This is a genomic window from Streptococcus oralis, from assembly GCF_022749195.1.
Classification (GTDB): domain Bacteria; phylum Bacillota; class Bacilli; order Lactobacillales; family Streptococcaceae; genus Streptococcus; species Streptococcus oralis_CI.
Genome location: NZ_CP094226.1, coordinates 395,447 through 418,811, shown reverse-complemented (window position 1 = coordinate 418,811; position 23,365 = coordinate 395,447). Strand labels below are relative to the sequence as shown.

Annotated in this window: 25 protein-coding genes and 2 pseudogenes; 8 read left to right on the top strand and 19 right to left on the bottom strand. The window is 41.2% G+C overall.

The window, feature by feature from the left end; genetic code table 11:
- Positions 1 to 9: 9 nt before the first annotated feature.
- Complete coding sequence (locus MP387_RS02105) at positions 10 to 1,188, bottom strand: galactokinase (RefSeq protein WP_242747311.1); 1,179 nt, start codon at positions 1,186 to 1,188, stop codon at positions 10 to 12.
- A 164-nt stretch (positions 1,189 to 1,352) separates the two neighbouring features.
- Here MP387_RS02105 and galR point away from each other — a divergent pair, with 164 nt between their 5' ends.
- A complete protein-coding gene (galR, locus tag MP387_RS02100) occupies positions 1,353 to 2,354 on the top strand; it encodes a DNA-binding transcriptional regulator GalR (protein WP_242747309.1) in 1,002 nt (333 codons plus the stop codon).
- Positions 2,355 to 2,421: 67 nt separating this feature from the next.
- Here the strand turns inward: galR and MP387_RS02095 are convergent, their stop codons facing one another.
- From MP387_RS02095 to MP387_RS02085, 3 genes are all read right to left on the bottom strand, one after another.
- Positions 2,422 to 3,459, bottom strand: coding sequence for a zinc-binding dehydrogenase (locus MP387_RS02095; protein WP_242747307.1), 1,038 nt, complete (start codon positions 3,457 to 3,459; stop codon positions 2,422 to 2,424).
- The gene (nmlR, locus tag MP387_RS02090; RefSeq protein WP_242747305.1) at positions 3,460 to 3,813 is read right to left on the bottom strand and encodes a stress response transcriptional regulator NmlR; all 354 of its coding nucleotides are present in this window, start codon (positions 3,811 to 3,813) and stop codon (positions 3,460 to 3,462) included.
- Between the two features lie 243 nt (positions 3,814 to 4,056).
- A complete protein-coding gene (locus MP387_RS02085; protein WP_242747303.1) occupies positions 4,057 to 4,944 on the bottom strand; it encodes a cation diffusion facilitator family transporter in 888 nt (295 codons plus the stop codon).
- A gap of 132 nt (positions 4,945 to 5,076) precedes the next feature.
- Here MP387_RS02085 and MP387_RS02080 point away from each other — a divergent pair, with 132 nt between their 5' ends.
- Positions 5,077 to 5,631, top strand: a complete 555-nt coding sequence (locus MP387_RS02080; RefSeq protein WP_242747301.1) for a TetR/AcrR family transcriptional regulator — start codon at positions 5,077 to 5,079, stop codon at positions 5,629 to 5,631.
- Positions 5,632 to 5,657: 26 nt separating this feature from the next.
- On the top strand, positions 5,658 to 5,990 hold the full coding sequence (locus tag MP387_RS02075; RefSeq protein ID WP_242747299.1) for a glucuronide permease: 333 nt from the start codon (positions 5,658 to 5,660) through the stop codon (positions 5,988 to 5,990).
- A gap of 37 nt (positions 5,991 to 6,027) precedes the next feature.
- Here the strand turns inward: MP387_RS02075 and pnuC are convergent.
- Positions 6,028 to 6,534, bottom strand: a pseudogene (gene pnuC, locus MP387_RS02070) (nicotinamide riboside transporter PnuC); the annotation flags it as partial.
- A gap of 39 nt (positions 6,535 to 6,573) precedes the next feature.
- On the opposite strand from pnuC, the pseudogene MP387_RS02065 reads away from it, so the two are divergent.
- The 5 genes and pseudogenes from MP387_RS02065 to MP387_RS02045 all read left to right on the top strand — a co-directional run.
- Positions 6,574 to 6,897: pseudogene (locus MP387_RS02065) on the top strand (IS6 family transposase); the annotation flags it as partial.
- A 95-nt stretch (positions 6,898 to 6,992) separates the two neighbouring features.
- Positions 6,993 to 7,268, top strand: coding sequence for a hypothetical protein (locus tag MP387_RS02060; RefSeq protein ID WP_423218896.1), 276 nt, complete (start codon positions 6,993 to 6,995; stop codon positions 7,266 to 7,268).
- Positions 7,261 to 7,497: a plasmid replication protein gene (locus tag MP387_RS02055; protein ID WP_242747296.1), complete on the top strand. Its 237-nt coding sequence runs from the start codon at positions 7,261 to 7,263 to the stop codon at positions 7,495 to 7,497. The genes MP387_RS02060 and MP387_RS02055 overlap by 8 nt, the downstream gene beginning before the upstream one ends.
- Positions 7,498 to 7,509: 12 nt before the next feature.
- Positions 7,510 to 7,737 carry a hypothetical protein gene (locus MP387_RS02050; protein ID WP_001152920.1) on the top strand — a complete coding sequence of 76 codons (228 nt, stop codon included), beginning with the start codon at positions 7,510 to 7,512 and terminating at the stop codon, positions 7,735 to 7,737.
- The gene (locus MP387_RS02045) at positions 7,725 to 7,886 is read left to right on the top strand and encodes a hypothetical protein (protein WP_242747295.1); all 162 of its coding nucleotides are present in this window, start codon (positions 7,725 to 7,727) and stop codon (positions 7,884 to 7,886) included. Before MP387_RS02050 ends, MP387_RS02045 begins: the two co-directional genes overlap by 13 nt.
- Positions 7,887 to 8,110: 224 nt before the next feature.
- Here the strand turns inward: MP387_RS02045 and MP387_RS02040 are convergent, their stop codons facing one another.
- The 14 genes from MP387_RS02040 to MP387_RS01975 form a co-directional block, all read right to left on the bottom strand.
- Complete coding sequence (locus MP387_RS02040) at positions 8,111 to 8,911, bottom strand: energy-coupling factor ABC transporter ATP-binding protein (protein WP_049478413.1); 801 nt, start codon at positions 8,909 to 8,911, stop codon at positions 8,111 to 8,113.
- A complete protein-coding gene (locus MP387_RS02035; RefSeq protein WP_242747293.1) occupies positions 8,898 to 9,734 on the bottom strand; it encodes an ABC transporter ATP-binding protein in 837 nt (278 codons plus the stop codon). The genes MP387_RS02040 and MP387_RS02035 overlap by 14 nt, the downstream gene beginning before the upstream one ends.
- Positions 9,710 to 10,501, bottom strand: coding sequence for an energy-coupling factor transporter transmembrane component T (locus MP387_RS02030; protein WP_000130448.1), 792 nt, complete (start codon positions 10,499 to 10,501; stop codon positions 9,710 to 9,712). Before MP387_RS02030 ends, MP387_RS02035 begins: the two co-directional genes overlap by 25 nt.
- The gene (locus MP387_RS02025) at positions 10,501 to 11,103 is read right to left on the bottom strand and encodes a hypothetical protein (RefSeq protein ID WP_000846129.1); all 603 of its coding nucleotides are present in this window, start codon (positions 11,101 to 11,103) and stop codon (positions 10,501 to 10,503) included. Before MP387_RS02025 ends, MP387_RS02030 begins: the two co-directional genes overlap by 1 nt.
- A gap of 489 nt (positions 11,104 to 11,592) precedes the next feature.
- Positions 11,593 to 13,113, bottom strand: a complete 1,521-nt coding sequence (locus MP387_RS02020; protein WP_242747291.1) for an ABC transporter permease/substrate-binding protein — start codon at positions 13,111 to 13,113, stop codon at positions 11,593 to 11,595.
- Complete coding sequence (locus MP387_RS02015) at positions 13,106 to 13,834, bottom strand: ATP-binding cassette domain-containing protein (RefSeq protein ID WP_242747289.1); 729 nt, start codon at positions 13,832 to 13,834, stop codon at positions 13,106 to 13,108. Before MP387_RS02015 ends, MP387_RS02020 begins: the two co-directional genes overlap by 8 nt.
- Positions 13,835 to 13,848: 14 nt before the next feature.
- On the bottom strand, positions 13,849 to 14,613 hold the full coding sequence (locus MP387_RS02010) for a nuclear transport factor 2 family protein (RefSeq protein WP_242747287.1): 765 nt from the start codon (positions 14,611 to 14,613) through the stop codon (positions 13,849 to 13,851).
- Between the two features lie 3 nt (positions 14,614 to 14,616).
- Positions 14,617 to 15,054, bottom strand: a complete 438-nt coding sequence (locus MP387_RS02005; protein WP_242747285.1) for a MarR family winged helix-turn-helix transcriptional regulator — start codon at positions 15,052 to 15,054, stop codon at positions 14,617 to 14,619.
- Between the two features lie 144 nt (positions 15,055 to 15,198).
- Entirely contained in the window at positions 15,199 to 16,392 is a 1,194-nt protein-coding gene (locus tag MP387_RS02000; protein ID WP_025170970.1) for an O-antigen ligase family protein, read from the bottom strand.
- Between the two features lie 131 nt (positions 16,393 to 16,523).
- Entirely contained in the window at positions 16,524 to 17,966 is a 1,443-nt protein-coding gene (gene gtfA / locus MP387_RS01995; protein WP_242747282.1) for a sucrose phosphorylase, read from the bottom strand.
- A gap of 206 nt (positions 17,967 to 18,172) precedes the next feature.
- Positions 18,173 to 19,006, bottom strand: coding sequence for a carbohydrate ABC transporter permease (locus MP387_RS01990; RefSeq protein WP_242747280.1), 834 nt, complete (start codon positions 19,004 to 19,006; stop codon positions 18,173 to 18,175).
- 16 nt (positions 19,007 to 19,022) lie between these two features.
- Positions 19,023 to 19,895 (bottom strand): carbohydrate ABC transporter permease, encoded by an 873-nt coding sequence (locus tag MP387_RS01985; protein ID WP_242747278.1) that lies wholly within the window; start codon positions 19,893 to 19,895, stop codon positions 19,023 to 19,025.
- An 18-nt stretch (positions 19,896 to 19,913) separates the two neighbouring features.
- Positions 19,914 to 21,164 carry an extracellular solute-binding protein gene (locus tag MP387_RS01980; RefSeq protein WP_242747277.1) on the bottom strand — a complete coding sequence of 417 codons (1,251 nt, stop codon included), beginning with the start codon at positions 21,162 to 21,164 and terminating at the stop codon, positions 19,914 to 19,916.
- A gap of 34 nt (positions 21,165 to 21,198) precedes the next feature.
- Positions 21,199 to 23,361, bottom strand: a complete 2,163-nt coding sequence (locus MP387_RS01975; RefSeq protein WP_242747275.1) for an alpha-galactosidase — start codon at positions 23,359 to 23,361, stop codon at positions 21,199 to 21,201.
- Positions 23,362 to 23,365: the final 4 nt, after the last annotated feature.

The window sequence follows — 23,365 nt, the reverse complement described above, 5'->3', positions numbered from 1 at the left end:
ACTTCTCTCCTAGTCTAAAACGCGAGTGCCACCTGCAACTTCAGCGATATAGAAGCTTGGAGCGTATCCAACTACTTCCTCGTAATGCTTGCCTACAGCTTCCTTAAAGGCCTCAACAGCATCTTTTTGCACCAAGGCAATGGCACAGCCACCAAAACCTGCCCCTGTCATACGAGCACCCAGAACACCTTCTTGATCCCAAGCTGTATGAACAAGTGTGTCCAATTCCAAACCAGTTACTTCATAGTCATGTTCTAGAGAGACGTGAGAAGCATTCATCAAGCGACCAAATGTTTCCAAATCACCTGCTTGAAGTGCTGCTTGAGCTTTAAGAGTACGTTGGTTTTCAAGCACAGCATGGCGAGCACGTTTTAAACGATTTTCGTCTTTAATCAGATAGCTGTATTGGTCAAAAGCCCACTCATCCAATTGACCCAAGGTCTGAATATCCAAGGCAGCTTGCAATTCTTCCACTGCTTTTTCACACTCAGAACGGCGTTCATTGTATTTGGAATCTGCCAATTCACGACGTTTGTTGGTATTCATGATAACAACAACATTGTCCTTCAAATCAAGGGGCACCAAGTCATATTCTAATGTGTTGGTATCTAGGTAAATAGCACGTTGGTCAGCCCCCATACCGATAGCAAACTGATCCATGATACCAGAGTTGACTCCGATAAAGTTGTTTTCTGTTTGTTTTCCGATTTTAACCAAATCCAAACGGTCTAGTTTTAAATCAAAGAGATGCTCTGCCACGACCCCTGTCAAGAGTTCCAAGGATGCTGATGAAGACAAGCCAGCACCATTTGGGATATTCCCATAAACATAAAAATCAAACCCTTTATCAATCATGTGCCCAGCTTCTTGCAAGAAATGAAGAACACCTTTTGGATAGTTGGTCCAGCTGTGCTCTTTTTCATATTTGAGGTCAGCAAGAGGTACTTCGATAATGCCCTTGTCCTCAAAGTTGGCTGAGTAGAAACGCAAAACTTGGTCGTCACGCTTGCGAGCCGCTCCATAGGTTCCCAAAGAAATAGCCGCCGGAAAAACGTGCCCACCGTTGTAGTCTGTGTGTTCACCAATCAAATTGATACGACCTGGTGAAAAGAAAGTTTGGTCTGCTTCTTGACCAAAAACGGCAAGAAAGTCTTTGCGAAGGGCTTCAGCAGTAAGATGTTGTGTCATATAAATTCTCCTTTGACTGTCCGTTAAGTCATCTTAACGTGTAATCGTTTTCTTCTATTGTATCCAAGGGATTTGCTAAGGTCAATCCTTTTTACTAAACTTTTACTAAACTATCAGTAAAAAGCAGAAAAATATGATATACTAACCTAAAAGGAGGAGGATTTATGGCTACCTTAAAAGACATTGCACAGCTAGCCTCTGTCTCTATCGCGACCGTATCTCGTGTCCTCAATCGCGACCAGAGCCTATCTGTTACAGAAGAAACCAGACACCGCATTTTAACTGTCGCTGAAGAGCTGGGCTATACTAAGCACCTCAAGACAGGCGAATCCCACAAACCCAAACAAAAGATTGCCATTATCCAATGGGTCAGCGAACAAGGGGAGTTGGACGATCTCTACTACTATCAGATTCGTCTCGGTATTGAAAAAAGAGCCCAAGAGTTGGACTATGATATCTTGCGCTATTTCAACGACCATCCTTTTACTCTGAGCGAAGAAGTGATTGGCATTCTCTGCATCGGAAAATTTAGCCGAGCACAGATTGCCGCCTTTGAAGAATACCAAAAACCTTTAGTCTTTATAGACAGTGATACCCTCTCGTTGGGACACACCTGTATTATTACTGACTTTTACACTGCTGTGAAACAAGTTGTAGACCATTTCCTCAGCCAAGGGATGAACCGTATCGGAATTCTCACAGGTCTTGAGGAAACAACCGACCAGGAAGAAATTATCCAGGATAAGCGGCTAGAAAATTTCAAAGACATTACCCAAGCAAATGGAATCTACCATGAAAAACTGGTCTTTCAAGGGAGCTTTACTGCCCAGTCTGGCTATGACTTGATGAAGGAGGCCATTCACAAGCTAGGAGAACAACTCCCACCAGCCTTTTTCGCTGCCAGCGATGGTTTAGCCATCGGTGCCCTCCGTGCCCTTCAAGAAGCAGGAATTAGCCTACCAGACCGCGTCAGCCTCATTTCTTTTAACGACACTAGCCTGACCAAGCAGGTCTATCCTCCTCTTTCAAGCATCACTGTCTATACCGAGGAAATGGGCCGAGCAGGTATGGATATTCTTAACAAGGAAGTTCTCCACGGTCGGAAAATCTCTAGCTTGACTATGTTGGGAACAAGACTGACTCTGAGAGAGAGTACGCTGCCATAACTCAACTAATATAATAAATCAAAAAATCCTAATAGAGAGTCTCAAATCTCCATTAGGATTTTCATTGTTAATCCATCACAATCATAGACTTAATGGTCTTGCGTTCATCCATATCTTTATAAGCCTGGTCAATATCTTCCAATTTATAACTTGATGTAAAGACACGGCCTGGATTGATGTCTCCATCAAGAATCGCTTTTAACAAAAATTGTTTGTCATAAGTAGTAACTGAGGCTGCTCCACCTGCCACTGAAATATTTTGAGCAAAGGTAGAACCGAGCGCACGGTTATTGTAATGAGGAACACCAACGAAGCCTAAACGTCCACCATTGTGAAGAACCCCAAGGGCTTGATCTACGGCTGCTTCAGTCCCAACACATTCAAGGGCTGCATCTGCTCCACCACCAAGGATTTCACGGACTTTGGCAATTCCCTCTTCGCCACGTTCAGCCACAACAGCTGTCGCCCCTGACTCCAAGGCCATTTGTTGACGGTCTTCATGACGGCTCATCAGGATAATTTGCGATGCACCACGCATTTTAGCCGCGATGACAGCACATTGACCAACAGCCCCATCACCGATAACGACCACCTTGTCCCCTTTTTGCACATTAGCAACACGCGCCGCATGATAGCCTGTCGGCATGACATCAGCAAGAGTCAATAGGGATTTTAGCATACCTTCGCTATAATCTGAAGGCTGTCCAGGGATTTTAACCAGTGCCCAATTAGCAAAGTGGAAACGGATATACTCAGCCTGGACACCACCTGACCAATTGGTGCCAATATGGCGGTCACAAGTCCCATCATAGCCAGCGCGACAGGCATCACACTCCCCACAGCCATGGGTGAAAGGTGCAATGACAAAATCTCCCGGTTTGACCGTTGTAATAGCCTCTCCGACTTCTTCGACAATCCCGATCGCCTCATGACCACTATTTCCATGCCCTTCTTCGATTTCGGGATTACGATAACTCCAGAGGTCCGATCCGCAAACGCAAGTACGGACAATGCGGATAATAGCATCATCTGCTTCTATAATTTGCGGACGTTCAATTGTAGCAAGTCCAACCTGGCCTGCCTTTGTATATACTGCTGATTTCATTTAAAATTTTCCTTCCTTGTAAAGTTTAATTTTGTGATTTAAGCGATTTAAAGCCGTCTGTAACTGAGACAAGCGCTCCTCTAATTTTTTCTTTTCGTCTTCTAAAATACCAAGCCTTTCCTCTCTCGTTTCATCCCCCTTTTGGTAGAGCGACATATAGTCAACTAAACTGTCTACAGAGACACCCGCCGAACGGAAACACTTAATAAATTCCAGTGCTTCTATATCCTGATCTTGAAAGTCACGAATTCCAGTTGCGGTTCGAGTAATCGGTGGCACAAGACCAACTCGCTCATAATACCGAATCGTATCCGCTGAAATTCCTAATAAGTCGCTGGCAGATTTAATATTCATATACTAGCCTCCTTTCATTATCTTCACTGAATTTAAGCAACTATAACTCATTCATCTTATTATACAACTTTGAGTTGACTCCAAGTCAAACTTTTTGCATCTAATCGAAAAATTTTTTTAATTACCAAACAACTAAGTAAAGTTTATACAGAGCCTTATAGGATCAAACTTTTAAAATATTTAAACCGAAAAGAAATACTCTATTTAAAATAACATAGGGGCTTAATCATTCTTTACTTTTTACTAATGATGCCCATGCTTCTGCTCTAACTCTCTCATCCTCCGCTTATGTTGCGCATGATTACTTTGACTGCTGTCCACTTCAATAGTGATATTCTGCACGCCTCTTTCTTCTAAACATTGACGCACCACTTCTTTGGTCTCCATCATCTGCTCCCAGTCCTTAATACAAATGTGAACAATAGCATTGTTCTCTAGACCGTCCATGGACCAAATACTAAGTTGATTGACACTGTTGACATTGGGTAGAGCCTCTAAATCCTTCTCCAAATCATGTGTCTCGACCCCTTCTGGCACAGCATCTAGGAAAATCTTCAGTGCGCTCCAAAAGCGAGGAATGGCTTTTGACAGAATAAAGATGGAAATAACCAGCGATAAAAGCGGATCAAGGATATACCAATCTGTAAATCGGAGGATAATCGCCATTAGGATGACAGCCAGCCAACCAAGGGTATCTTCCAAAAAATGCAAGCTCAAAATAGACTCGTTCTTTGTTTTCCCCTTTCGAACTACCAGACTTGCTAGCACATTAATAACTACTGCAATGATTCCCAGCCAGAGGATGCCCTCCTCATTAACGGGTTGCGGGTGAGCGATCTTTGTGATATTTTCCAAGATCACTAGGACAGACCCTATCGTAAGAATCACAGCCGTTAGCATTGCCCCTAAAAGACTAAAACGTTTGTAACCCAAGGTGTACTGTCTATCTTCTTCACGGTTTGAGATTGTTTCTAAAAGGGCTGAGATACCAATGGCTATAGCATCCCCCAGGTCATGAACAGAATCAGCAAGAACTGCACTCGAACCAAAGATTCCTCCTGCGATAAACTCAACAATCGCATAGCTTAAATTTAAGAAAAAAGCTAGCCAGATAGATGTTTTAGAACTCATTTCTCTCCCTCCTTTGGTATAATGGGTATATACATACTTCTTTCATTTGTATTATCTAATAAAATTCAAAGAAAGGATAGAAGCAAACTGTCAGCCATGTTCAGTTCTGAACAGTTTGTCTCAAGTGTCTATATGCCAAAAAGAGATCGTCGAGTCAGTAAGACTAAAAAAGCCATCTATCAAGCTTTTTTACAACTTTTAAACGACAAAGGCTATGATGCCACTACTGTCCAGGACATCATTGACCTAGCAGATGTTGGACGTTCTACTTTTTACTGTCATTACGAAAGTAAGGAACTCCTTTTAGATGAGCTCTGTCGCTACCTCTTTCACCATCTCTTTGAAAGGGAAGGACACTTTACTACCGAGGACTACCTCGCACATATCTTTTTACATTTTCAGAAAAACCAGGACCATGTCACCAGTCTCCTTTTTTCCAAAAACGACTACTTCCTCCGCCAACTACACAAGGAGCTCGAACACCACGTTTATCCCATGGTGGCGGATGACTTGCAAGAAGCCTATCCAAACATTCCGGCCTCCTACCTCCAGCATTTTGTTGTGACGAACTTTATCGAGACCCTGACTTGGTGGCTAAAAAAAGGAGAATCTTATACCGAAGAGCAAGTGGTGAGATTTTACCTTGATGTAATAGAGATGACCTCTACAACTCCACTTGATAACTAAGCCTGAAACTCAGAAAGGAACAAACTATGTTAACTTCGATGATTCTAGGAATACTAACAATTGTACTAGCTCTCGCCTTCTCATTGCTTCACCTTGCTGCTGCTTTTTCAGCCATGAAACAGAAGAACTACAGTCTGGGAAACACGTGCATCTTGGTCGGCAGTTGCCTCACATCTCTGGCTCTAGCCATCTTTTACTTCGTTCCAGTTGCAACCATTCTTCTATGGATTGTGGGTTCGAGCATCGTCTGCTATGGAGCCTACTGGAACGGCCAACAGAAAGAAAAACAACATATCTCGCACCACATCGTTCGTATAACGAGCGCTATTGTCATTACGGTATTATTCATTTTGCTCTAACACAAAAAAAGGATCATCTGATCCTTTTTTTACTTTTTTAAGCGCTTTTTGCTGCCTTGCTCCACTGATACCACCCAACTAGACTATTGATGAGATAAATTAGGTATTTCCCTTGGATTTGCAGGCTTTCTCCCCACCAGAGATAGATAGAAAAGACATTGGTAGCTGCCCAGAATATCCATTGTTCACGGTAAACAGCTGTCATGAGGATTTGCCCTACACCATTGGTCGCATCAGTGATAGAATCACGATAGGGACGATTAGCTCCGATAGACTGATAAATAAACCCAAAGGCCAACCACCAAAGAACACTAATAGAAAGATATTTTGTCCAACCCTTGCCGTCTAGTTTACGTGCGACAAACTCTTGTTGTTCTTTCTTAAACTGGGCTTGATAAATCGAAACCAAGAGACCAATTGGCTGCATAATTGTAAAATTGAGAGTTGTTAAAACCTCACCATAGAAGCCTTTTTGAAGGGCAAGCACCAGATAAATGATGGAATTAATCAAACCAAATAGGTAGTTACTAGCACGACCTTCAGCTTCTCAAAGAGCAGAAAAAAGGTTAGTAAGGCTTGAGAGATGAATCATTTTAAAGGCAAACAATTCCAACAAGACGTCATCATTGTCGCTGTTGGTTATTACCTACGTTACAATCTGAGCTATCGTGAAGTTCAGGAATTGCTTTATGACCGTGGAATAAATGTTTGTCACACTACGATTTATCGGTGGGTTCAAGAATACAGTAAAATCCTCTATCATCTCTGGAAAAAGAAAAATAAACAGTCCTTCTATTCGTGGAAAATGGATGAAACCTATATCAAAATTAAGGTGCGTTGGCATTATCTCTATCGAGCGATTGATGCGGACGGTTTAACATTGGATATCTGGTTACGAAAGAAACGTCGAGCAGACGATAACAGCTATAAGTTAGAAGATACCGCCTATCAAGAAGATAAAGCACGCAAAGCAGAAACCGAAGATAAGCTAGCTATTGAACAATGAAAAGCAAGTACACCACGCTATTGCTAGAAAATATGTTGCTAAGTCCGTTTGAAATGCAAGATACAAAAATCATGGCAGAATTGCAAGTCCATGTTTACCCCCTCTATGACGAACTGAAAGAATTAAGAGGGCTAAATAGTGTTAAAGACCACTTGTCTTATGTTGCCAGCAGACGTGAAGAATATTCTAAGCATAATATCGCACGCTACCTCAAAAAAGCCATTGAACAATATCTACCAACGGTTAAAAGGCAGGACTTAAACCATGAGTGAAGACTTAAAAACGATCAAAGAGCTGGCGGATGAGTTGAGTGTTACAAAACAAAATATTCAATATCACTACCAAAGGTTACCAAAAGAATTACAGTTTAAAAGTTCCAATGGGTCTAATCTAATAAATTCTAAAGCAGAAAAAATAATTTTAGGTAAAGTAGAAAGTAGTAGCAAATCAAATACCAAAGACCAACAAATAGAAAAACTAACTAATTTGTTAGACCAGTAACAATGATTAGCCTTGCAAGATAAAAAGTTGCTAGAAGAATACAAGGCGGAAAATGATAACTTAAAAGCCCTCAAAATGCCCTCACAGGAAACAGAATTCAAACACTTAGACAATCAATATAAAGATGAAGTGAACGCTCTTAAAGAGAAGTTGGAAAATTTACAGGAACAAATCAAAGATCAAAAAAGGATAGAAGAACAAGAAAAACCAATAAAATGGTGGGGACTATGGCGAAAATAGATGATTCAGTTAAAAAGAAAGTTCCAGAATTGCGATTTAAAGGATTCACGGATGAATGGGAACAGCGTAAGTTGGGAGACGAAGTTCGAATAGTGATGGGACAGTCTCCTAATTCAGAAAATTATACTGATGATCCTAATAGGCGCTAAAAATGCGAAGACCTATGAAGACCTATTTTGTATTAGTCAAACAAAAAATCCAAAAGAAATGGTATATGATTATGACCATGAAACAAAGTAAAATCAAACCGAGTGATCTGAGGAAGCACCCGATGATCATGAAACGTTATTAAACACAAAAGTCACCCATGTGAGTTCTTGCCAGAAGCTGAAGTTAATCCTTCAACCTGGAAAACCCGCAGAGGTGACTTTTTCTATACATCTCGATTTTTCTGGCAATAATCATTAACCGATAAATATGTCTGTGAATCACCCAGCGACTCCGCTATGTCCATAATCCGCGGTGGTAGTAATCCCACTCGCTGGACAAGTTCGTGATTGCTGAACAATTCCCGTGGACTGCCGGCGAAGCCAAACTTCCCGTGTTCCATAACATACACTGACTCAAACTCGGCGGCGACCCAATCCATGTCATGGGTGATGGTCACAACTTGGTGGCCCGAATCAGCCAACTGATGGAAAATTGCGGTCAACTTGCGCCGGCTTTCCCAATCAAGCGACATCATCGGCTCATCAAATAAATAAATCGCCGGATCCACCGCCAAAACTGTGGCAACGCTCAACAGCTTGCGTTCCGACAATGACAGGTCATATGGACTTTCAGCTGTTTTATCATCCAAGCCAACTCTTTTTAGAGCCGCTAAAGCCCGCCTCGTAATCGTGTCGTGGTCATCTATGACCTGCGCGACATTCCACTCCACCTCTCGTTGAACGGTCGGGTTGAAAAGCTGATCGTCAGGATTCTGAAAAGTAATCCCAACCTTCAGTAACTTTTCGACTGGTTTAAGATCATTAAAATTTTCTCCATCGATCTTAATCACACCGGTTTGTGGTGTCAGCAAACCCGTCAACAATTTGAAGAGCGTTGATTTGCCGGCACCATTTTGGCCGACAATCGCCACCATCGGATCGGCGAAGTGTTTGTCTTCAACATCCAAGCTAAAGGACCGTTCCGGATAAGTGAACGTCAGGTGGCTCAGTTCAATTGTGGACATAACGAACCTCCTTCAGATCAGCGTAATTCACCGGATACCGGCCATCAGCCAAGTGCCAATCCATTTTTTGAGCAAGTTGCTGGATTGTCGGGGCTGGAATCTGCCAGTCAGCTGCCAAATGATTAAACACCTCACCCGGCCTGCCCTGGGCTACCATTTGACCCTCGTGCAGCACCCACACAACGTCGGCGACTTCGCACAAATCGTCAATTTCACTGGTGACAATGAAGACAGTCGTCTCTTTGACTTGGGCCAGCCATTGGAAAAATTGCCGGCGGCCAAGGGGATCCATCTCACTGGTCGGATCATCCATAATCAAAACAGCCGGATTAGCCACAATCGCCGTGGCAATTGCCAACCGCTGGATCTGACCACCGGAAAGGCTCTCGGGACGCAAATTCAGCTGTTCAATCAGCCCCATTTGCGTGGCAACTTCTTCAACCCGTTTTTGAATCAGTCCTTCAGCCATTCCCTGATTAATCAAGTCAAAGGCGATTTCATCGGCAACCGTGTCTGCCAACCCGCTTAGTTGGCCAGCTGGATTTTGCAGTACAACTCCATTCATGGCATTATAAACGGGCCAATTGTCAGACACTCGCTGGCCAAACATGTGCCAATCGCCCTCAATCTTAGCAGACACAATTTTGGGAATGACCCCTGCCAGCACACGGCACAAAGTCGATTTGCCGGAGTGGCTATTCCCGATAATCCCAACCACCTGGCCGGTATGAACCTCCGCGTTAATCTGACGCAGTTGTGGTTGCTCAGTACCCGGATAAAGGGTGGTCAAATTTTCAATTACAATCCGTTTATCTTCGTCCATATCTTCCACCCAATCAATAAAATTGCCAATCCAGTCAGACCAATGTGCAGCGTCCGCGACAGGCGATACACGCGCTGGGAGGTTCTGACAGTCCGGTTGAGATTATCAAAACCTCTCAGTTGGAGAGAAATCGACCGCGTCATCGATTGATCCAAGGTCTTAATCACCAATGGAATTAGAACCGGCAGGACTGACTTTAATTTCTGAATCAACGTTTTTTGCGGATTGGTTCCGCGAACTTTTTGTGCCTGCTGGATTTTCCGCATATTGCGCATCATTTCCGGCAAAATATAACACACCGACATCAGAACGTAGACGGTTTTATAAGACAATCCGGACAGTTCCAAATAGGCCGCGTTTTCTGAAATACTCGTGGTCACCATAAAAAAGCCACTGGTCAAAATAATCACCAATACTCGACAACCCAGAGTGGTGGCGTAAATCAGGCCCTCTTTGTAGAACGACACCCCAAGCACAGAAAACAGCACAGTTTGATTCCGACTGTAAAATAACCCTTGGATGATCAGCATGGTGCAAATCAGAAACAGGCTGAATCCCAGCGCCTTAAAGGTGGTAGAACTCAATTTGGAAAATAACAATAGCAGTGTTGCGACAAGAATTAATCCGGCCTGAAGCAATAAATTCATACTGGCAAAGCTCAACAACGTCATGTCCAAGATGAACAAAAGCTTAGTAATCGGATCGATCACCTGGTACCACTTGAGCTTGACCCGTGGCGCTCCAGAAATCAATGTTTTATCAGTCATCATTTATCATCTCTAAAGAAGTGCACCATCCGCTTCGGCAGCTGACGATAGATGAAGAATGCCAGGTAGGCCACGCAGACTTTATCCAAAATATCCAAGACAAACTCATCGGTAAATGAGGCCAGCCACACTGGTGCATGATTGGCGACCATTACCGCAAACAATGAGTCACCCCAAGCGATACCGGTCTGACCACCCCAAAAGATGACGTTGAGTGGCGTTGAAATGACAGCTGAAACGATGGCAATAATAATAGCAGAAACAAATACTCGTCGCGCTGACGAGAACCACCCATTGGCGTGCAAAACTCCTACAGCAATCCCAATTCCGATGCTGGTAATCGCATACACGGTTGAAATTGGCGATAAGGTCAGCCCATAGATCACGTTGTTGATGAAACCACTAATGGCACCGGCAACCGGCCCAGCCAACATGCTGGTAAGAAAGGTTCCCAAAGACCCCAGCCAAACGGGCAACTTTAACCCCTCCGCCAATGCTTTGGCAACATAGTTAATCCCCACGGCAGCGGGAATCAAAGTCATGGTGGCAGCACTTAACTTAAATTTCCACATACTGGTACGATGAATCGGTTCTGTTTTCATAATCTTCTCCTTTTGTTTTTAAAGAGCCGTGTCTGGATAGACTTTCGGACGCAACGCTCTATTATATATCTACTGAACTGTCTATACACAAGATTTCCATCCTTAGTCGACATGAGCTGAAAATCTTTATTTGTTAAGTAGTTCACAACACATTATACACCTAATTTCTGAATAGTCAAGTGTATTTACAGTAAAAATCTAGAAAATCCTGAAAATTTCGTCTTATACTCTTCGAAAATCAATTTCAAACTACGTCAGCGTCGCCTTACCGTATATATGTTACTGACTTCGTCAGTTCTATCTACAACCTCAAAGCTGTACTTTGAGCAACCTGCGGCTAGCTTCCTAGTTTGCTCTTTGATTTTCATTGAGTATTATTTTCCATTTTAAATGACATTTAGTAACTCTAATATCAAAAAAGCCCAGACAAGATTGTCTGAGCATTCTTCTGTATGGTCATTTAAAGAAGTTGAGTTTGACATTTTCAATCTATTTCTTCAACAAACCTTGTTCTTGGAGAAACTCCTTGGCTACTTGTTCTGCTGACTTGCCTTCAACACCGACTTGGTAGTTGAGCTGGCTCATCTGGCTTTCAGTAATTTTACCTGCTAGTTTATTGAGAACTGTCTCCAACTCAGGATGTTTCTTGAGAAGAGCTTCTTTCATGAGTGGCGCTCCTTGATAAGGTGGGAAGAGTTGCTTGTCATCCTCCAAGACCTGCAAATCATAACGCGCCAACTCTGCATCTGTCGAATAGGCATCTGTGATTTGAATATTGCCTGACTGAATTGCCTGATAGCGAAGAGCTGGCTCCATAGTCGCTACGTTGAGATTGAGACCATACATTGATTGCAAGCCCTTATTGCCATCTTCTCGGTCATTAAATTCGAGTGTAAAGCCTGCCTTCAACTGCCCTTCCACTTTTTTCAAGTCCGAAATGGTCTTCAAGCCATATTCTTGAGCAATCTTTTTCGGAACAGCTACAGCGTAGGTATTTTGATAAGACATAGGTTTTAGATAGGCCAGATGATCCTGTTTGGCAATGCCATCACGCGCCACCTGATAAACCTGATCTGGCTCATGACCTACCTTGGGTGATGGCTGAAGCAAACTTTCAGTCACCGTACCAGTAAATTCAGGATAGATATCAATGTCCCCTTTTTTCAGAGCTTCATAGAGGAAGCTTGTTTTCCCAAAATTCGGCTTAACAGTCGCAGTCATACTGGTATTTTCTTCAATCAGCAACTTATACATATTTGCCAAAATTTCTGGTTCAGGTCCCAATTTCCCAGCAATCACCAAGTTTTCTTTCTCTTTTTGAGCTAAGAGGGCTGGACTATAAGACAGACCGAGCAATATGGTCACCAAGGCAAAACCAGAGAAAATCGTCCGCAATTTTGCTTTTTCCATCACTTTTAGTAGGAAGTTAAAGGCAATGGCAAGCACTGCTGAAGAAAGGGCCCCAATCAAAATCAGACTGGTATTATTGCGGTCAATTCCCAAAAGGATAAAGGAACCCAGTCCCCCTGCCCCAATCAAGGCAGCCAAGGTTGCCGTACCGATAATCAAAACCGCTGCCGTCCGAATACCAGACATAATGACCGGCATGGCAAGTGGAATTTCAAACTTCTTGAGACGCTCCCATCTAGTCATCCCAAAGGCAATCCCAGCTTCTTGCAGACTTGGATCAATTCCCTTCAGCCCAGTGATGGTATTTTGCAAAATTGGAAAAATCGCATAAATCACTAGAGCCGTCAAAGCAGGCAAGGTTCCAATTCCCATCAAGGGGATAAAGAGTCCCAACAAGGCCAGAGACGGGATAGTCTGGAAAATTCCTGCAATCTGCAAGACCCAGTCCGCCAACTTCTCATGATAGCGAAGATAAACAGCCAAAGGAATCGCTATAAAAATAGCTAGTAACAAAGTCAAAAGCGACAACTGCAAATGTTGAGATAGAGCTGTTACCCAGTCACCAAAACGATCCTGAAAAGTTGATATCAAATTAGTCATGAACACTACCTCCAAACAAGTCTGCTACAAAGTCCGTTGCAGGGGCCTTTAAAATCGTCTCAGGATTCGCCACCTGACGAATCTCTCCATCCTGCAAAACAGCAATACGGTCACCTAATTTCAAAGCTTCATCCGTATCATGGGTCACAAAAATCGTTGTCATCCCAAATTCTTTATGCAATTCTTTCGTCAAAACCTGCAACTGTTTTCTCGAAATAGCATCCAAGGCTGAAAAGGGCTCATCCATGAGGAGAATCTTAGGCTGACCAATCATGGCACGGACAATGCCCACCCGCTGCTGTTCTCCACCAGATAGTTCACTTGGAAGTCGATGCCCATACTCAGCTACCGGTAAACCAACCTTAGCCAAAAGCTCTTCAGTTTTCTGAGCAATTTCTTCCTTGCTCCAGTCCTTCATCTCAGGAATGAGGGCAATATTTTCCGCAACCGTTAGATTGGGAAACAGAGCAATGGCCTGTAAAACATAACCAGTAGAAAGACGAAGCTCACGCTCATCATAGTCTTTGATGCGCTTGCCATCCATATAAATATTTCCATCAGTTGGTTCCAAGAGACGGTTAATCATCTTAATCATGGTCGTCTTACCGGATCCAGAAGGTCCAACTAAAACCATGAACTCTCCATTCTCAATCCGTAAATTAACATCTCTCAAAACATCTTTTTCTGTGTAGCGTAGCGCTACATTTTTATATTCAATCATTCTTAGTCCTCAATTTAAAATTTTCCTCGGTTAGTCAAGTCTTCTACCTTAGGCATGACTTCCTTATTATCCCAATGCTCCACAATCAAGCCATTCTCCAAACGGAAGATGTCATACTGGGCATAAGGCACCCCATCTATCTGAGTCTGTCCATAGCTGACCACATAATTTCCTTGTCCCAAAAGCTGGAAAACAAAGTCGAAAGTAACCCTGTGCTCTGTAACATAGTCTTTGTAAGCTTGACTTCCTTGGCCAATCTCATGATTATGCTGAATCAAATCTTCTGCCACATAATCATTCCACTGCTCTAGTTCGCCGTTTTGAAAGATTTCTGTCAAGAAACGACGGACTAACTTTTTATTTTCTGCTGTCTTATCCAAATCTGTGATTTCAAAATCACCAAAAATCTGATCTAATTGTCCATTTTCTGGAGCACGATAGTAGTCAATGACATCCCAATGCTCCACGATACGACCATTCTCATCCGCACGGAAAGTATCTGTCGTCACCCATTGCGCTTCTCCGCCATTGAGATATTGATGAACATGGACGAAGACCAGATTGCCGTCTTCAATGGTGCGAACAATTTTCATCTCACGCTCGGGATGGCGCTCAAAGAAATTTGCAAAGAAAGCCGCAAACCCTTCTTTCCCATCTGGCACACCTGTCGAGTGTTGGATATAAGTATCCCCTACAGACTGAGCTTGAGCCTCAGCAACTCGTCCGTCTTGAATAGCATGAATATATAGATTTTGTGCATTTTCAACTTGTTTTGACATGATTTATGCCTCTTTTTCTTTTAAATTTGCTAAGATGCGTTCCTGATAACTTTCAAACTGGCGAATTTCTTCCTCAGTGAATCCTTTATAAAAAATTGCATCCAATTTTTGACTGATACGATAGCCAACTTCTTTCTGGGACCAACCCTGCTCTGTCAATTTGACATACTTCTTCCTCTTATCTATTCCACATGGACTAATGATGACCAGGTTTTGCTCCTCAAGTTTCTTAATCATAGTCGTCAGCGTATTATTCGCGAGACCAGTCGCAAGCGCGATATCTGTCGCCGTAGCACAACCTGTCTCACTATTCCATAAAACCGCTAAAATCTTACCCTGTTCACTCCGATAAAGAGCCTCAGGATCCTGACTCAGTAACTTTTGAAAAATCCGCCCATTTAACAAACGAATATGATGGGCTACCAAATGACTATCTTTCATGACCTCTCCAATTTGTTTCTATATCGAATTGTTTTTATTGTAACACCTCTCGTTCCATCTGTCAACTATTTCGATTTAGAAATAATTTTCACCAACAAAAAAAGATCTCCTACCTAAAGTAGAAGATCTTCACTATTTATTAACTTAATCTGTCATTTCGGACACCAAGGTTCGATGTTCCAGTGGTAGACTGCACATAACCAGCAAGAAGATGAATCCTGACTGAACCCAGAAGAGAGCCAAGTCAAAAATTCCATGTACAGCGACTACTGTCAGGAAGGAGAGATAAAGACCGATAATTGGTCGTTTACCAGACTCCTGACTCATATCCATCATCATGTGAACCGGGATAACTGAAGAAATGGATAGGAGAATGGTTCCAATCAAACCATAACTTAAAATAGTATCGATGTAAAGACTATGCGCGTGCTCGTGGTATGGTGCATGGATTCTCGGGAAAGAATTCATATAGGTCAGCGGACCCTCACCCCAGATAGGATTTTGCTTGAACAAAGTCATACCCGCATTCCAGATTGAAACACGCTCCTCCATTGAAGAATCTAGGGTTCCCATACGGACACCCAAATCGCTTGAGAAGAGGAAACAAAGTCCAATCCCGAAAACACCAATACTGAGCCAGAAGGCGCGCCAGTTTTTAATGGTTGTAAAGAGATAAATGATGGCCCCAGCGATGATGGCAGGAAAGGCTGTTCTATTTTGCGTAAAATTCAAACCAAATAGATTCACAAAACCTGCTAGCACACAAAAGACTTTCAACCATCTTAGCTTCGTCGTTGTAAAGAGATAAAAGGCAATCATGATACAGAAGCAACAAATGATCCCATAGTAGTTAGGATTAAAGAAGGTGACCTCTGCACGGTTCTGGTGCCACACTTGCATATTGGGCGAAAGAAAGGCGTAGTTAAATTTCTTTACAATTTGGAAATGCTCCAAAGTAGCAAAAACAGCAGAGAGCACACTACCAAACAAGATTGTCTGCAGTATCAGTCGAAAGAAAGCATGTGTCAGACGTTTCTGGTAGAAGCTAAAGAAAATGAGGAAGAGAAACATCAGTAAAGATGCAACCAATCCAAGCCAGTTCTTGGCGACGATAGAGATGATACTACTGTAGGCAATAAAAAAGAGAAGTACAGGATGTTTGGCCAATCCTTTGATAATTCCCTTCATCTCCCCAGTAACAAGTAAACCTATCAAATATAAAGCAAAGAGCGCTAAGAACAAATAAAAAGGTAAAAAGATACTTATGATCATCAAATACAAAAAGAAATCTTTTTTCGAAAGCCCTCTTATCTTATCCAGTAATCCAATTGATTTCAAAACGGATCCTTTCTGTTCTGGATTTCTCCAGAAGATAAATGCTAAACTATCTTTATATTCTACCATTTTTTCCGTCATTTGGGAACAATGAACACGTTTTCACCACAAAAAATTCTATCATCAATATAGCACTAGAATTGAATGTTTCTGCCGTTTTCCACTACTTGATAGGTCTGACTTTGCAAATCAATTTCTGCTACTGCTGTTACGGACTTGTCTTTATTTTGACGTTTGATTACAATGCTGTGAGCTGTTGGTGTTTCAATGTCAATAGTCCCTTCTAGGTCAAAGGCCTCTGACCGATTACGGAAAGAAAATAGATTGAGAAGAGACTTCACCACAGGACGTTGAACTTCTTCTGCTATTTCCTCATTGCTATAGTAATGACGATTAATATTTCGACCTTCTTTGGTTTCTTCTAATAATTTCAAGTCATTTTTTCCTGCTAATAGACCCACATAGTAAACCTGAGGAATGCCTGGCGCAAAAGCTTGAATCAAACGAGCGAGGAAGTACTTGACATCATCATCTCCAAGCGCAGAATAGTAGGTTGAATTGATTTGGTAGATATCTAGATTGTTATACTCTGCACTAGAGTACTTACGTTTGACATTCGCTCCAACCTTATAGAGCTCATTTGAAGCATAGTCAATTTCCTCATCGGTCAGGATATCCTTGACATCCACCACTCCAATCCCATCATGGGTATCTAGTGTCGTAAATTGCTTCATCGGGCTCATCTTTAACCACTTAGCCAAACGCTCTGTTCTGGAACTGTAAAGAGTATAAAGGGTCACCATTGGAAGGGCAAAATCGTAAACATAGTAATCATGGTCCGCTATTTTAAACTGAATCGAATAGTGTTCATGAATCTCAGGTAAGAGCTCTGTCTCATACTCAGCAGCGATATCTCGAACTTTGTCCAATAAATTCCAAATATCTGGTTCCACAAAGAAATCATTGGTATCCAATTTCTTCACTGCATAAGCAAAGGCATCTAGACGAATCAAATCACACCCGTTACTTGCTAGATGTTGAATCGTCTTACGGATAAATGACATCGTTACTTCTTTGGTCACATCAAGATCAATCTGCTCCTCACCAAAAGTATTCCACAAATGTTCTACTGAACCATCTGCAAAAAGAATCTCTTGCTTTGGTGCACGGTCCTTACGCTTGTAAATTAAATCTACATCAGCTTGTGTCGGACGATTTTCCGGCCAAAACTTATCCCAGTTTAAAAAGAGATCTTTAAATTCACTAGCTTCATTTTTTTCTTGATAGTCCTTATAATATTTCGATTGACGAGAAATATGATTAATCATAAAGTCAAACATAAGATAATATTTCTCACCTAAACTCTTAACATCCTCCCAATCACCAAACGCTGGATCCACTTCATCATAGTCAACTGGTGCAAATCCACGATCACCTGTTGACGGGAAAAATGGTAAAAGGTGCACTCCCCCAATAGCATCGCCAAAATGTTCTTCCAAATTCTCATACAAGTCTTTAAGGTTATTTCCAAGACTATCTGAGTAAGTAATCAACATAGTTTTATTTTGAATGGTCATATATGGTCTCCTTTTTCTGATGAAAGCCAAGTCTTATATGACCTGGCTTCGTAAATGAAAGATATTTTTAGGTTTTTGTTCACATCGAACTCGTACTAATATAGACTGCACGTAACTAAGTACTACTTTCTTGTTTTCTACATAGAATTGTAAACAAGCTGAACTGTTCCTCTATGTATGGAATTATAAATTCCCTAAGCACTTTTTTACTTCACTGCCCCGTTACTCATTCCTGAAATGATATGTTTTTGGAAGATGAGGTAGACAATGGTTATCGTTACAATTCCCACAATATAAGATGCAAAACTTGGGCCATAGTCATTGAAGTACTGACCTTGGTAGTTGTATTGGAAGAGAGGTAAAGTCCACATCTTGGAATCCTTATTCAGAATCAAGAGTGGCAACATAAAGTCATTCCAGAACCAGAGAGCATTGATAATCAAAGTTGTCGCATGCATGGGCTTCAACATTGGAAAAATGATTCGACGATAAATTGTAAAACGATCAGCCCCATCAATTTCCGCAGCTTCGTCCAAACTATCTGGTACACTGATTTTTATATAACCAACATACAAGAAGAGAGTCTGTGGAATAGCATAAGTTAGGTAGAGTATTACTAGCCCCCACATATTTGCTAGGCCGAGTTTACTCATCATAACTGTGATGGGAATCATAATCACCTGAAATGGAACAAATATCCCTAAGATCAAGAGCGAATACATAATTGCAAAGGCTTTTTTCTTGGACATATTTCGAGCAATGGAATAAGCTGCAGCTGGTATAAAGAAAGTTACTACAATCAATGATAACACCGTAATAACTGCTGAATTCCAGAAATAGCCTCCAATTCCATCCGAAATCAATCGTTCATAATTACTCAACGTAAAAGGATTGGGCAAACTAAAGAAATGATTCATGATATCCTTAGTTGTTTTGAAAGAACTAAACACTGTTACCAACAAAGGAACAAGTATAAGAATACCACCGACTATCAAGAGGACGTATTTCCAAAACTGATTCAATTTTTCTTCTTTTTTCATGTGTAGGACTCCTCTATTAGATTTCAAATTTCTTTGATAGCTTGATTTGGATAATAGAAACAATTCCAATAATTAAGAATAAAATCAAGGCAATTGCATTCGCATATCCATATTGATTACTCTTGAAAGCATAATTGTAGACTAAAAGTCCAAGAGACGTTGTAGCATTATTTGGACCACCACTCGTCAACGCAAAAATTTGGTCAAAGGCTGTCAAACCAGACTTAAGAGCCAAGATAAAAACCATTGAGATCGTTGGCAATAAATAGGGTAATTCAATCTTCCAAAAGGTTTGTTTACTTGTTGCACCATCAATTGATGCTGCCTCTAAAATATCATTTGGAATACTCTGAAGACCAGCAAGAAAGAGAATAATTGGCATTGCTACTCCTTGCCATAGAAGAACAAAAATAGTTGCCACTACCGCTCCGACTGGTGTCCCCAATAGACTCTCTTGTAAAAAACCAATCCCTAAAATTTTTCCAATCGTTGGAAGACCATAGTTGAAAAATTGTTTAAAAATCAAGGAAACTGTCAAACCAGACAAAACAGCCGGGAAAAAGAACCAAGCTCTAAAGAAGGTCTGTCCTTTCATCTTAGAATTTAAGGCTCGTGCCACAACCATCCCAATTGTAATCTCTCCAACAATCAATGCCAGAGTTAAAATCAAAGTAAAGGCTATGGCTGTGAAGAATTTCCCATCAATCATCAGCAATTTGTAGTTATTTAAACCAACAAATTTATAATTATAGGTCAATCCAGTCCAGTTAGTCAAACTATAGAAAGCGCCTTGTACCATTGGAAAGTAAAAGAAGATAGCTTGTAAAGCAAGCGGGATAAGCAAAAATGTCCAACCCCAGTATTTATTTAAAAATTTTCGAATAGCCATATCATCTTAACTCCTATTCTAGTCCAAATCTGCCTTCATTGGATTAAAGAAAGCATTGAGATTGTTTGCCATATTTTTCAGATTTTTATCCATCAGGTAACCTGCACTTAGATTAAAAAAGTCTTCTTCAGAGTTCCAGCGTTGGCCCAACCAAACATAATGTTTGTCCGTAAATGCCAGTTTAGAAATAGCTGCAAGCGCTGAATCTTCTTTTTCCTGTATGCCTTTTACCGCAACAGGTGATCCATCTACATCATAGTATGACTGCATAGCTTTTGGACTAGTCATATAGCTGATAAATTCTTCGGTTTCCTTAGGGTGTTTGGTAGTAGCTGAAGTTGATAATGCCATATCCCCTGCACCAACAGTGACTTCTTTTCCTACTTCTTCTCCAGGAAAAGCAAACATCCCCACCTCAAATTTTGGATCCTGTTGATTAATTGCGGCTAATGCCCATGATCCTTGTGGCATCATCAAGGCTTTTTCACTCGAAAATGCTACCACCGCATCATTATAAGAGGCACCACGCCAACCATCTTGAGCATTATCTGCTAATAAATCGAGTCGTTCTGCATCTGCTTTTAAAATAGCATCATCTGCAGAGATTGCGTTTGGTTTTGAAAAGCGAAGATAGTTATTAGCCGCGTCTCCACTACCCGTAAGGGTAATGAGAGAAAGTTGGTGGTAACCATTTAATGTCCAGCCTTCATTGCCTGCAACCGCAAACGGAGAATTTCCACTATCTTTTATCTTTTTAACAATCTCTTGAAACTCTTTAAAAGTCTTCGGTTCCTCAAGTCCTAATTCTTTAAACTTCGTTTTATTGTAATAGATTCCATAAAGGTTGGCCGTTAAAGGCACACTATAAACTTTATTATTAATCGCATACTTTTCGGCATAGTCATTCTTGATGTTCTCAAGATAGGGTTTTCCTGTCATATCTGCAAAATAGCCTGCCTTTGCCCACTCCTGAAAATCCATATTTTGAGGATAGATATTAATAATATCTGGAACATCTCCTGATAAAATCCGAGTCTTTAGAACAATTCCAGCTGAAGGTACTGTAGTCAGCTTCACATCAATATTAGGGTGTTCCTTTTCAAAATCATCCACTATCCTTTGCAAGGTATCTGCCATCTCGGTCTTCTGGTTAAAAAACTCAATCGTTACTTTACCATCAGCTGATTGATTGTTCTGACCACAAGCCACTAAGCCTAGTAAACTTGCCCCAGCTACTAAAAGAATACCTGCTTTCTTATACCATTTCATTGGAATGCCTCCTTGATAAATTTATACGCTTTTATTATAGTCTTTTGAATTTATACTGTCTACTTAAAAAATCTCCTGGTGATAGGGTAACAGTTAAACCTGCATACATGAGCTCTGCACCCGAATAAACAATGTTTGTCCCTTCCAGCTCATAAAGCCCTTCCACCTCCAAATCTTTCAGTTTCAAGGTGGTTTCCATTGTTTCCACAACTGACAGGACTCGGACATAGGTTACAATCGTTTGATTTCCATAGTTAAATTGTAGAGCTGCTTCATTGGATTCAGCATTGGGATTGATTAACCTATACTGATTTCCCAACTGGACTACTGGTCGCAATTCTTTATATAAGCTCACCTGATTAGCAATCTCAGCCTTCTCTTCATCTGATAAACTTGTCAAATCAAGCTCATAACCCAGATTTCCCATCATGGCTACATGACCACGAGTTTCCAATGGTGTCATTCGTCCCATCTGATGATTTGGTACTGCTGACACATGAGCCCCCATAGAAATGGTTGGATAGAGATAGGAAGAGCCGTATTGAATTGGTAAACGTGCAATAGCATCAGTATTATCACTAGCCCAGACCTGTGGGAAATAACGCATCATACCAAGATCATTTCGTCCACCACCACCAGAGCAGGACTCAAAGAGAATATGACTGTGTTTCTCTGTCAGATAAGAAACGAGTTCGTAAAGCCCCAGCATGTACTGATGAGACTGCATCTGAGTTTCCAGATAAACTAAACCATTCCCCAGATTAGTGATATTGCGGTTCATATCCCATTTGATGTAGTCAATATCATGATGAGAGAGGAGTTCATCTAAGACATTTTTCAAATATTCTACTACCTGAGGATTAGCAAGATTAAGTACTAATTGATTTCGAGAATAGGTATGCTCATAACCTGGAACCTGAATAGCCCAGTCAGGATGTTTACGATACAAGTCGCTATCAACAGAAATCATCTCAGGTTCTAACCAAAGCCCAAACTGCAAACCTCTTTCATGGATCGCTGAAATCAGACTTTCTAGACTTCCACCCAATTTTTCCTCATTAACACGCCAGTCACCTAAAGCACGATTATCATCAAAGCGATTACCAAACCACCCATCATCTAATACAAAAAGTTCAATTCCAACTTTCTTAGCTTCATCAGCTAGTTCTAACAGTTTTTCTTTCTGAAAGTCAAAGTAGGTAGCTTCCCAGTTATTGATTAGAATTGGACGCTCTTTTTTAGAAAATTTACTTGGCATAATGTGCTTAAGTACAAAATTCTGACTTTCATGACTGATACCAGTTAATCCCTTATCTGAATAGGTCACTAAAGCTACCGGTGTTTCAAAATTTTCCTCAGGATTTAACTTCCAAGAAAAATTTTCTGGATTAATGCCAATAGCCGCCCGAACTTCATTCAGTTGATTCTTTTGGACAAAAGCTTCGAAGTTTCCACTATACATCAGTTGTAGAGCAAACACATTCCCAGCATCCTCTGTAACTCCTTGATCACATAATAGAAGAGCTGGTGTTTGAGCATGCCCAGAAGCTCCACGGTTCGAACTAATCGAAAAGATTCCTTGCTCTACCTGTTGACGTCGGACAGTCTTTTCACGAGCATAAGCTCCCTGCAGAGTTAGTATTTCGTAAGCTGCAGCAGGAAAATCAGCCATAAAAGAAAAGTCCTTATGGATGACAACTTCCTGATTGCTATTATTCTCCAATTTGCTATAACTAGCAATTGTCGCATCGTTATCAAAAGCAGTATAATACAAAGTCAGACTAAGTTTAGCTTGAGGATCTTTTAAAATAAAGGCAAGCGTCTCTGTAGCATCCATGCTGTGAGGAGAAGGTAAGCCCTGTGGACCATTCTGACCTTTTAAAATCTTTGCTTCTACAAATCGAAAGTCTGTTACTTCAGCTGCATCATGTTGAATCTGTAAAGTTGGTTTTCTAAAGTCACCCAAACCATGTTGTCCAAAAATCTGACGTTGCGTATCCAAACTAAAGGTTCGATTGGTAGCTATGGGATTACCAGAAAAAGCATGATCGCGTTCGTAAACACTATTAGCCCCTCTATAGTTCTTAATAGTCTTTCCTAGATGTTTTAATAATAAGAACCCATCCCTATTTTCAATAATCAAACTTAAACCTTTACTCTCAACGTAAAATAGATTATTCTCTATCCGAATTCCCATAAAT

Coding starts and splice junctions, on each gene's coding strand:
- MP387_RS02105 (WP_242747311.1), bottom strand. CDS start 1,188: ATGACACAACATCTTACTGCTGAAGCCCTTCGCAAAGACTTTCTTGCC.
- galR (WP_242747309.1), top strand. CDS start 1,353: ATGGCTACCTTAAAAGACATTGCACAGCTAGCCTCTGTCTCTATCGCG.
- MP387_RS02095 (WP_242747307.1), bottom strand. CDS start 3,459: ATGAAATCAGCAGTATATACAAAGGCAGGCCAGGTTGGACTTGCTACA.
- nmlR (WP_242747305.1), bottom strand. CDS start 3,813: ATGAATATTAAATCTGCCAGCGACTTATTAGGAATTTCAGCGGATACG.
- MP387_RS02085 (WP_242747303.1), bottom strand. CDS start 4,944: ATGAGTTCTAAAACATCTATCTGGCTAGCTTTTTTCTTAAATTTAAGC.
- MP387_RS02080 (WP_242747301.1), top strand. CDS start 5,077: ATGCCAAAAAGAGATCGTCGAGTCAGTAAGACTAAAAAAGCCATCTAT.
- MP387_RS02075 (WP_242747299.1), top strand. CDS start 5,658: ATGTTAACTTCGATGATTCTAGGAATACTAACAATTGTACTAGCTCTC.
- MP387_RS02060 (WP_423218896.1), top strand. CDS start 6,993: ATGAAAAGCAAGTACACCACGCTATTGCTAGAAAATATGTTGCTAAGT.
- MP387_RS02055 (WP_242747296.1), top strand. CDS start 7,261: ATGAGTGAAGACTTAAAAACGATCAAAGAGCTGGCGGATGAGTTGAGT.
- MP387_RS02045 (WP_242747295.1), top strand. CDS start 7,725: ATGGCGAAAATAGATGATTCAGTTAAAAAGAAAGTTCCAGAATTGCGA.
- MP387_RS02040 (WP_049478413.1), bottom strand. CDS start 8,911: ATGTCCACAATTGAACTGAGCCACCTGACGTTCACTTATCCGGAACGG.
- MP387_RS02035 (WP_242747293.1), bottom strand. CDS start 9,734: ATGGACGAAGATAAACGGATTGTAATTGAAAATTTGACCACCCTTTAT.
- MP387_RS02030 (WP_000130448.1), bottom strand. CDS start 10,501: ATGACTGATAAAACATTGATTTCTGGAGCGCCACGGGTCAAGCTCAAG.
- MP387_RS02025 (WP_000846129.1), bottom strand. CDS start 11,103: ATGAAAACAGAACCGATTCATCGTACCAGTATGTGGAAATTTAAGTTA.
- MP387_RS02020 (WP_242747291.1), bottom strand. CDS start 13,113: ATGACTAATTTGATATCAACTTTTCAGGATCGTTTTGGTGACTGGGTA.
- MP387_RS02015 (WP_242747289.1), bottom strand. CDS start 13,834: ATGATTGAATATAAAAATGTAGCGCTACGCTACACAGAAAAAGATGTT.
- MP387_RS02010 (WP_242747287.1), bottom strand. CDS start 14,613: ATGTCAAAACAAGTTGAAAATGCACAAAATCTATATATTCATGCTATT.
- MP387_RS02005 (WP_242747285.1), bottom strand. CDS start 15,054: ATGAAAGATAGTCATTTGGTAGCCCATCATATTCGTTTGTTAAATGGG.
- gtfA (WP_242747282.1), bottom strand. CDS start 17,966: ATGACCATTCAAAATAAAACTATGTTGATTACTTACTCAGATAGTCTT.
- MP387_RS01990 (WP_242747280.1), bottom strand. CDS start 19,006: ATGAAAAAAGAAGAAAAATTGAATCAGTTTTGGAAATACGTCCTCTTG.
- MP387_RS01985 (WP_242747278.1), bottom strand. CDS start 19,895: ATGGCTATTCGAAAATTTTTAAATAAATACTGGGGTTGGACATTTTTG.
- MP387_RS01980 (WP_242747277.1), bottom strand. CDS start 21,164: ATGAAATGGTATAAGAAAGCAGGTATTCTTTTAGTAGCTGGGGCAAGT.
- MP387_RS01975 (WP_242747275.1), bottom strand. CDS start 23,361: ATGGGAATTCGGATAGAGAATAATCTATTTTACGTTGAGAGTAAAGGT.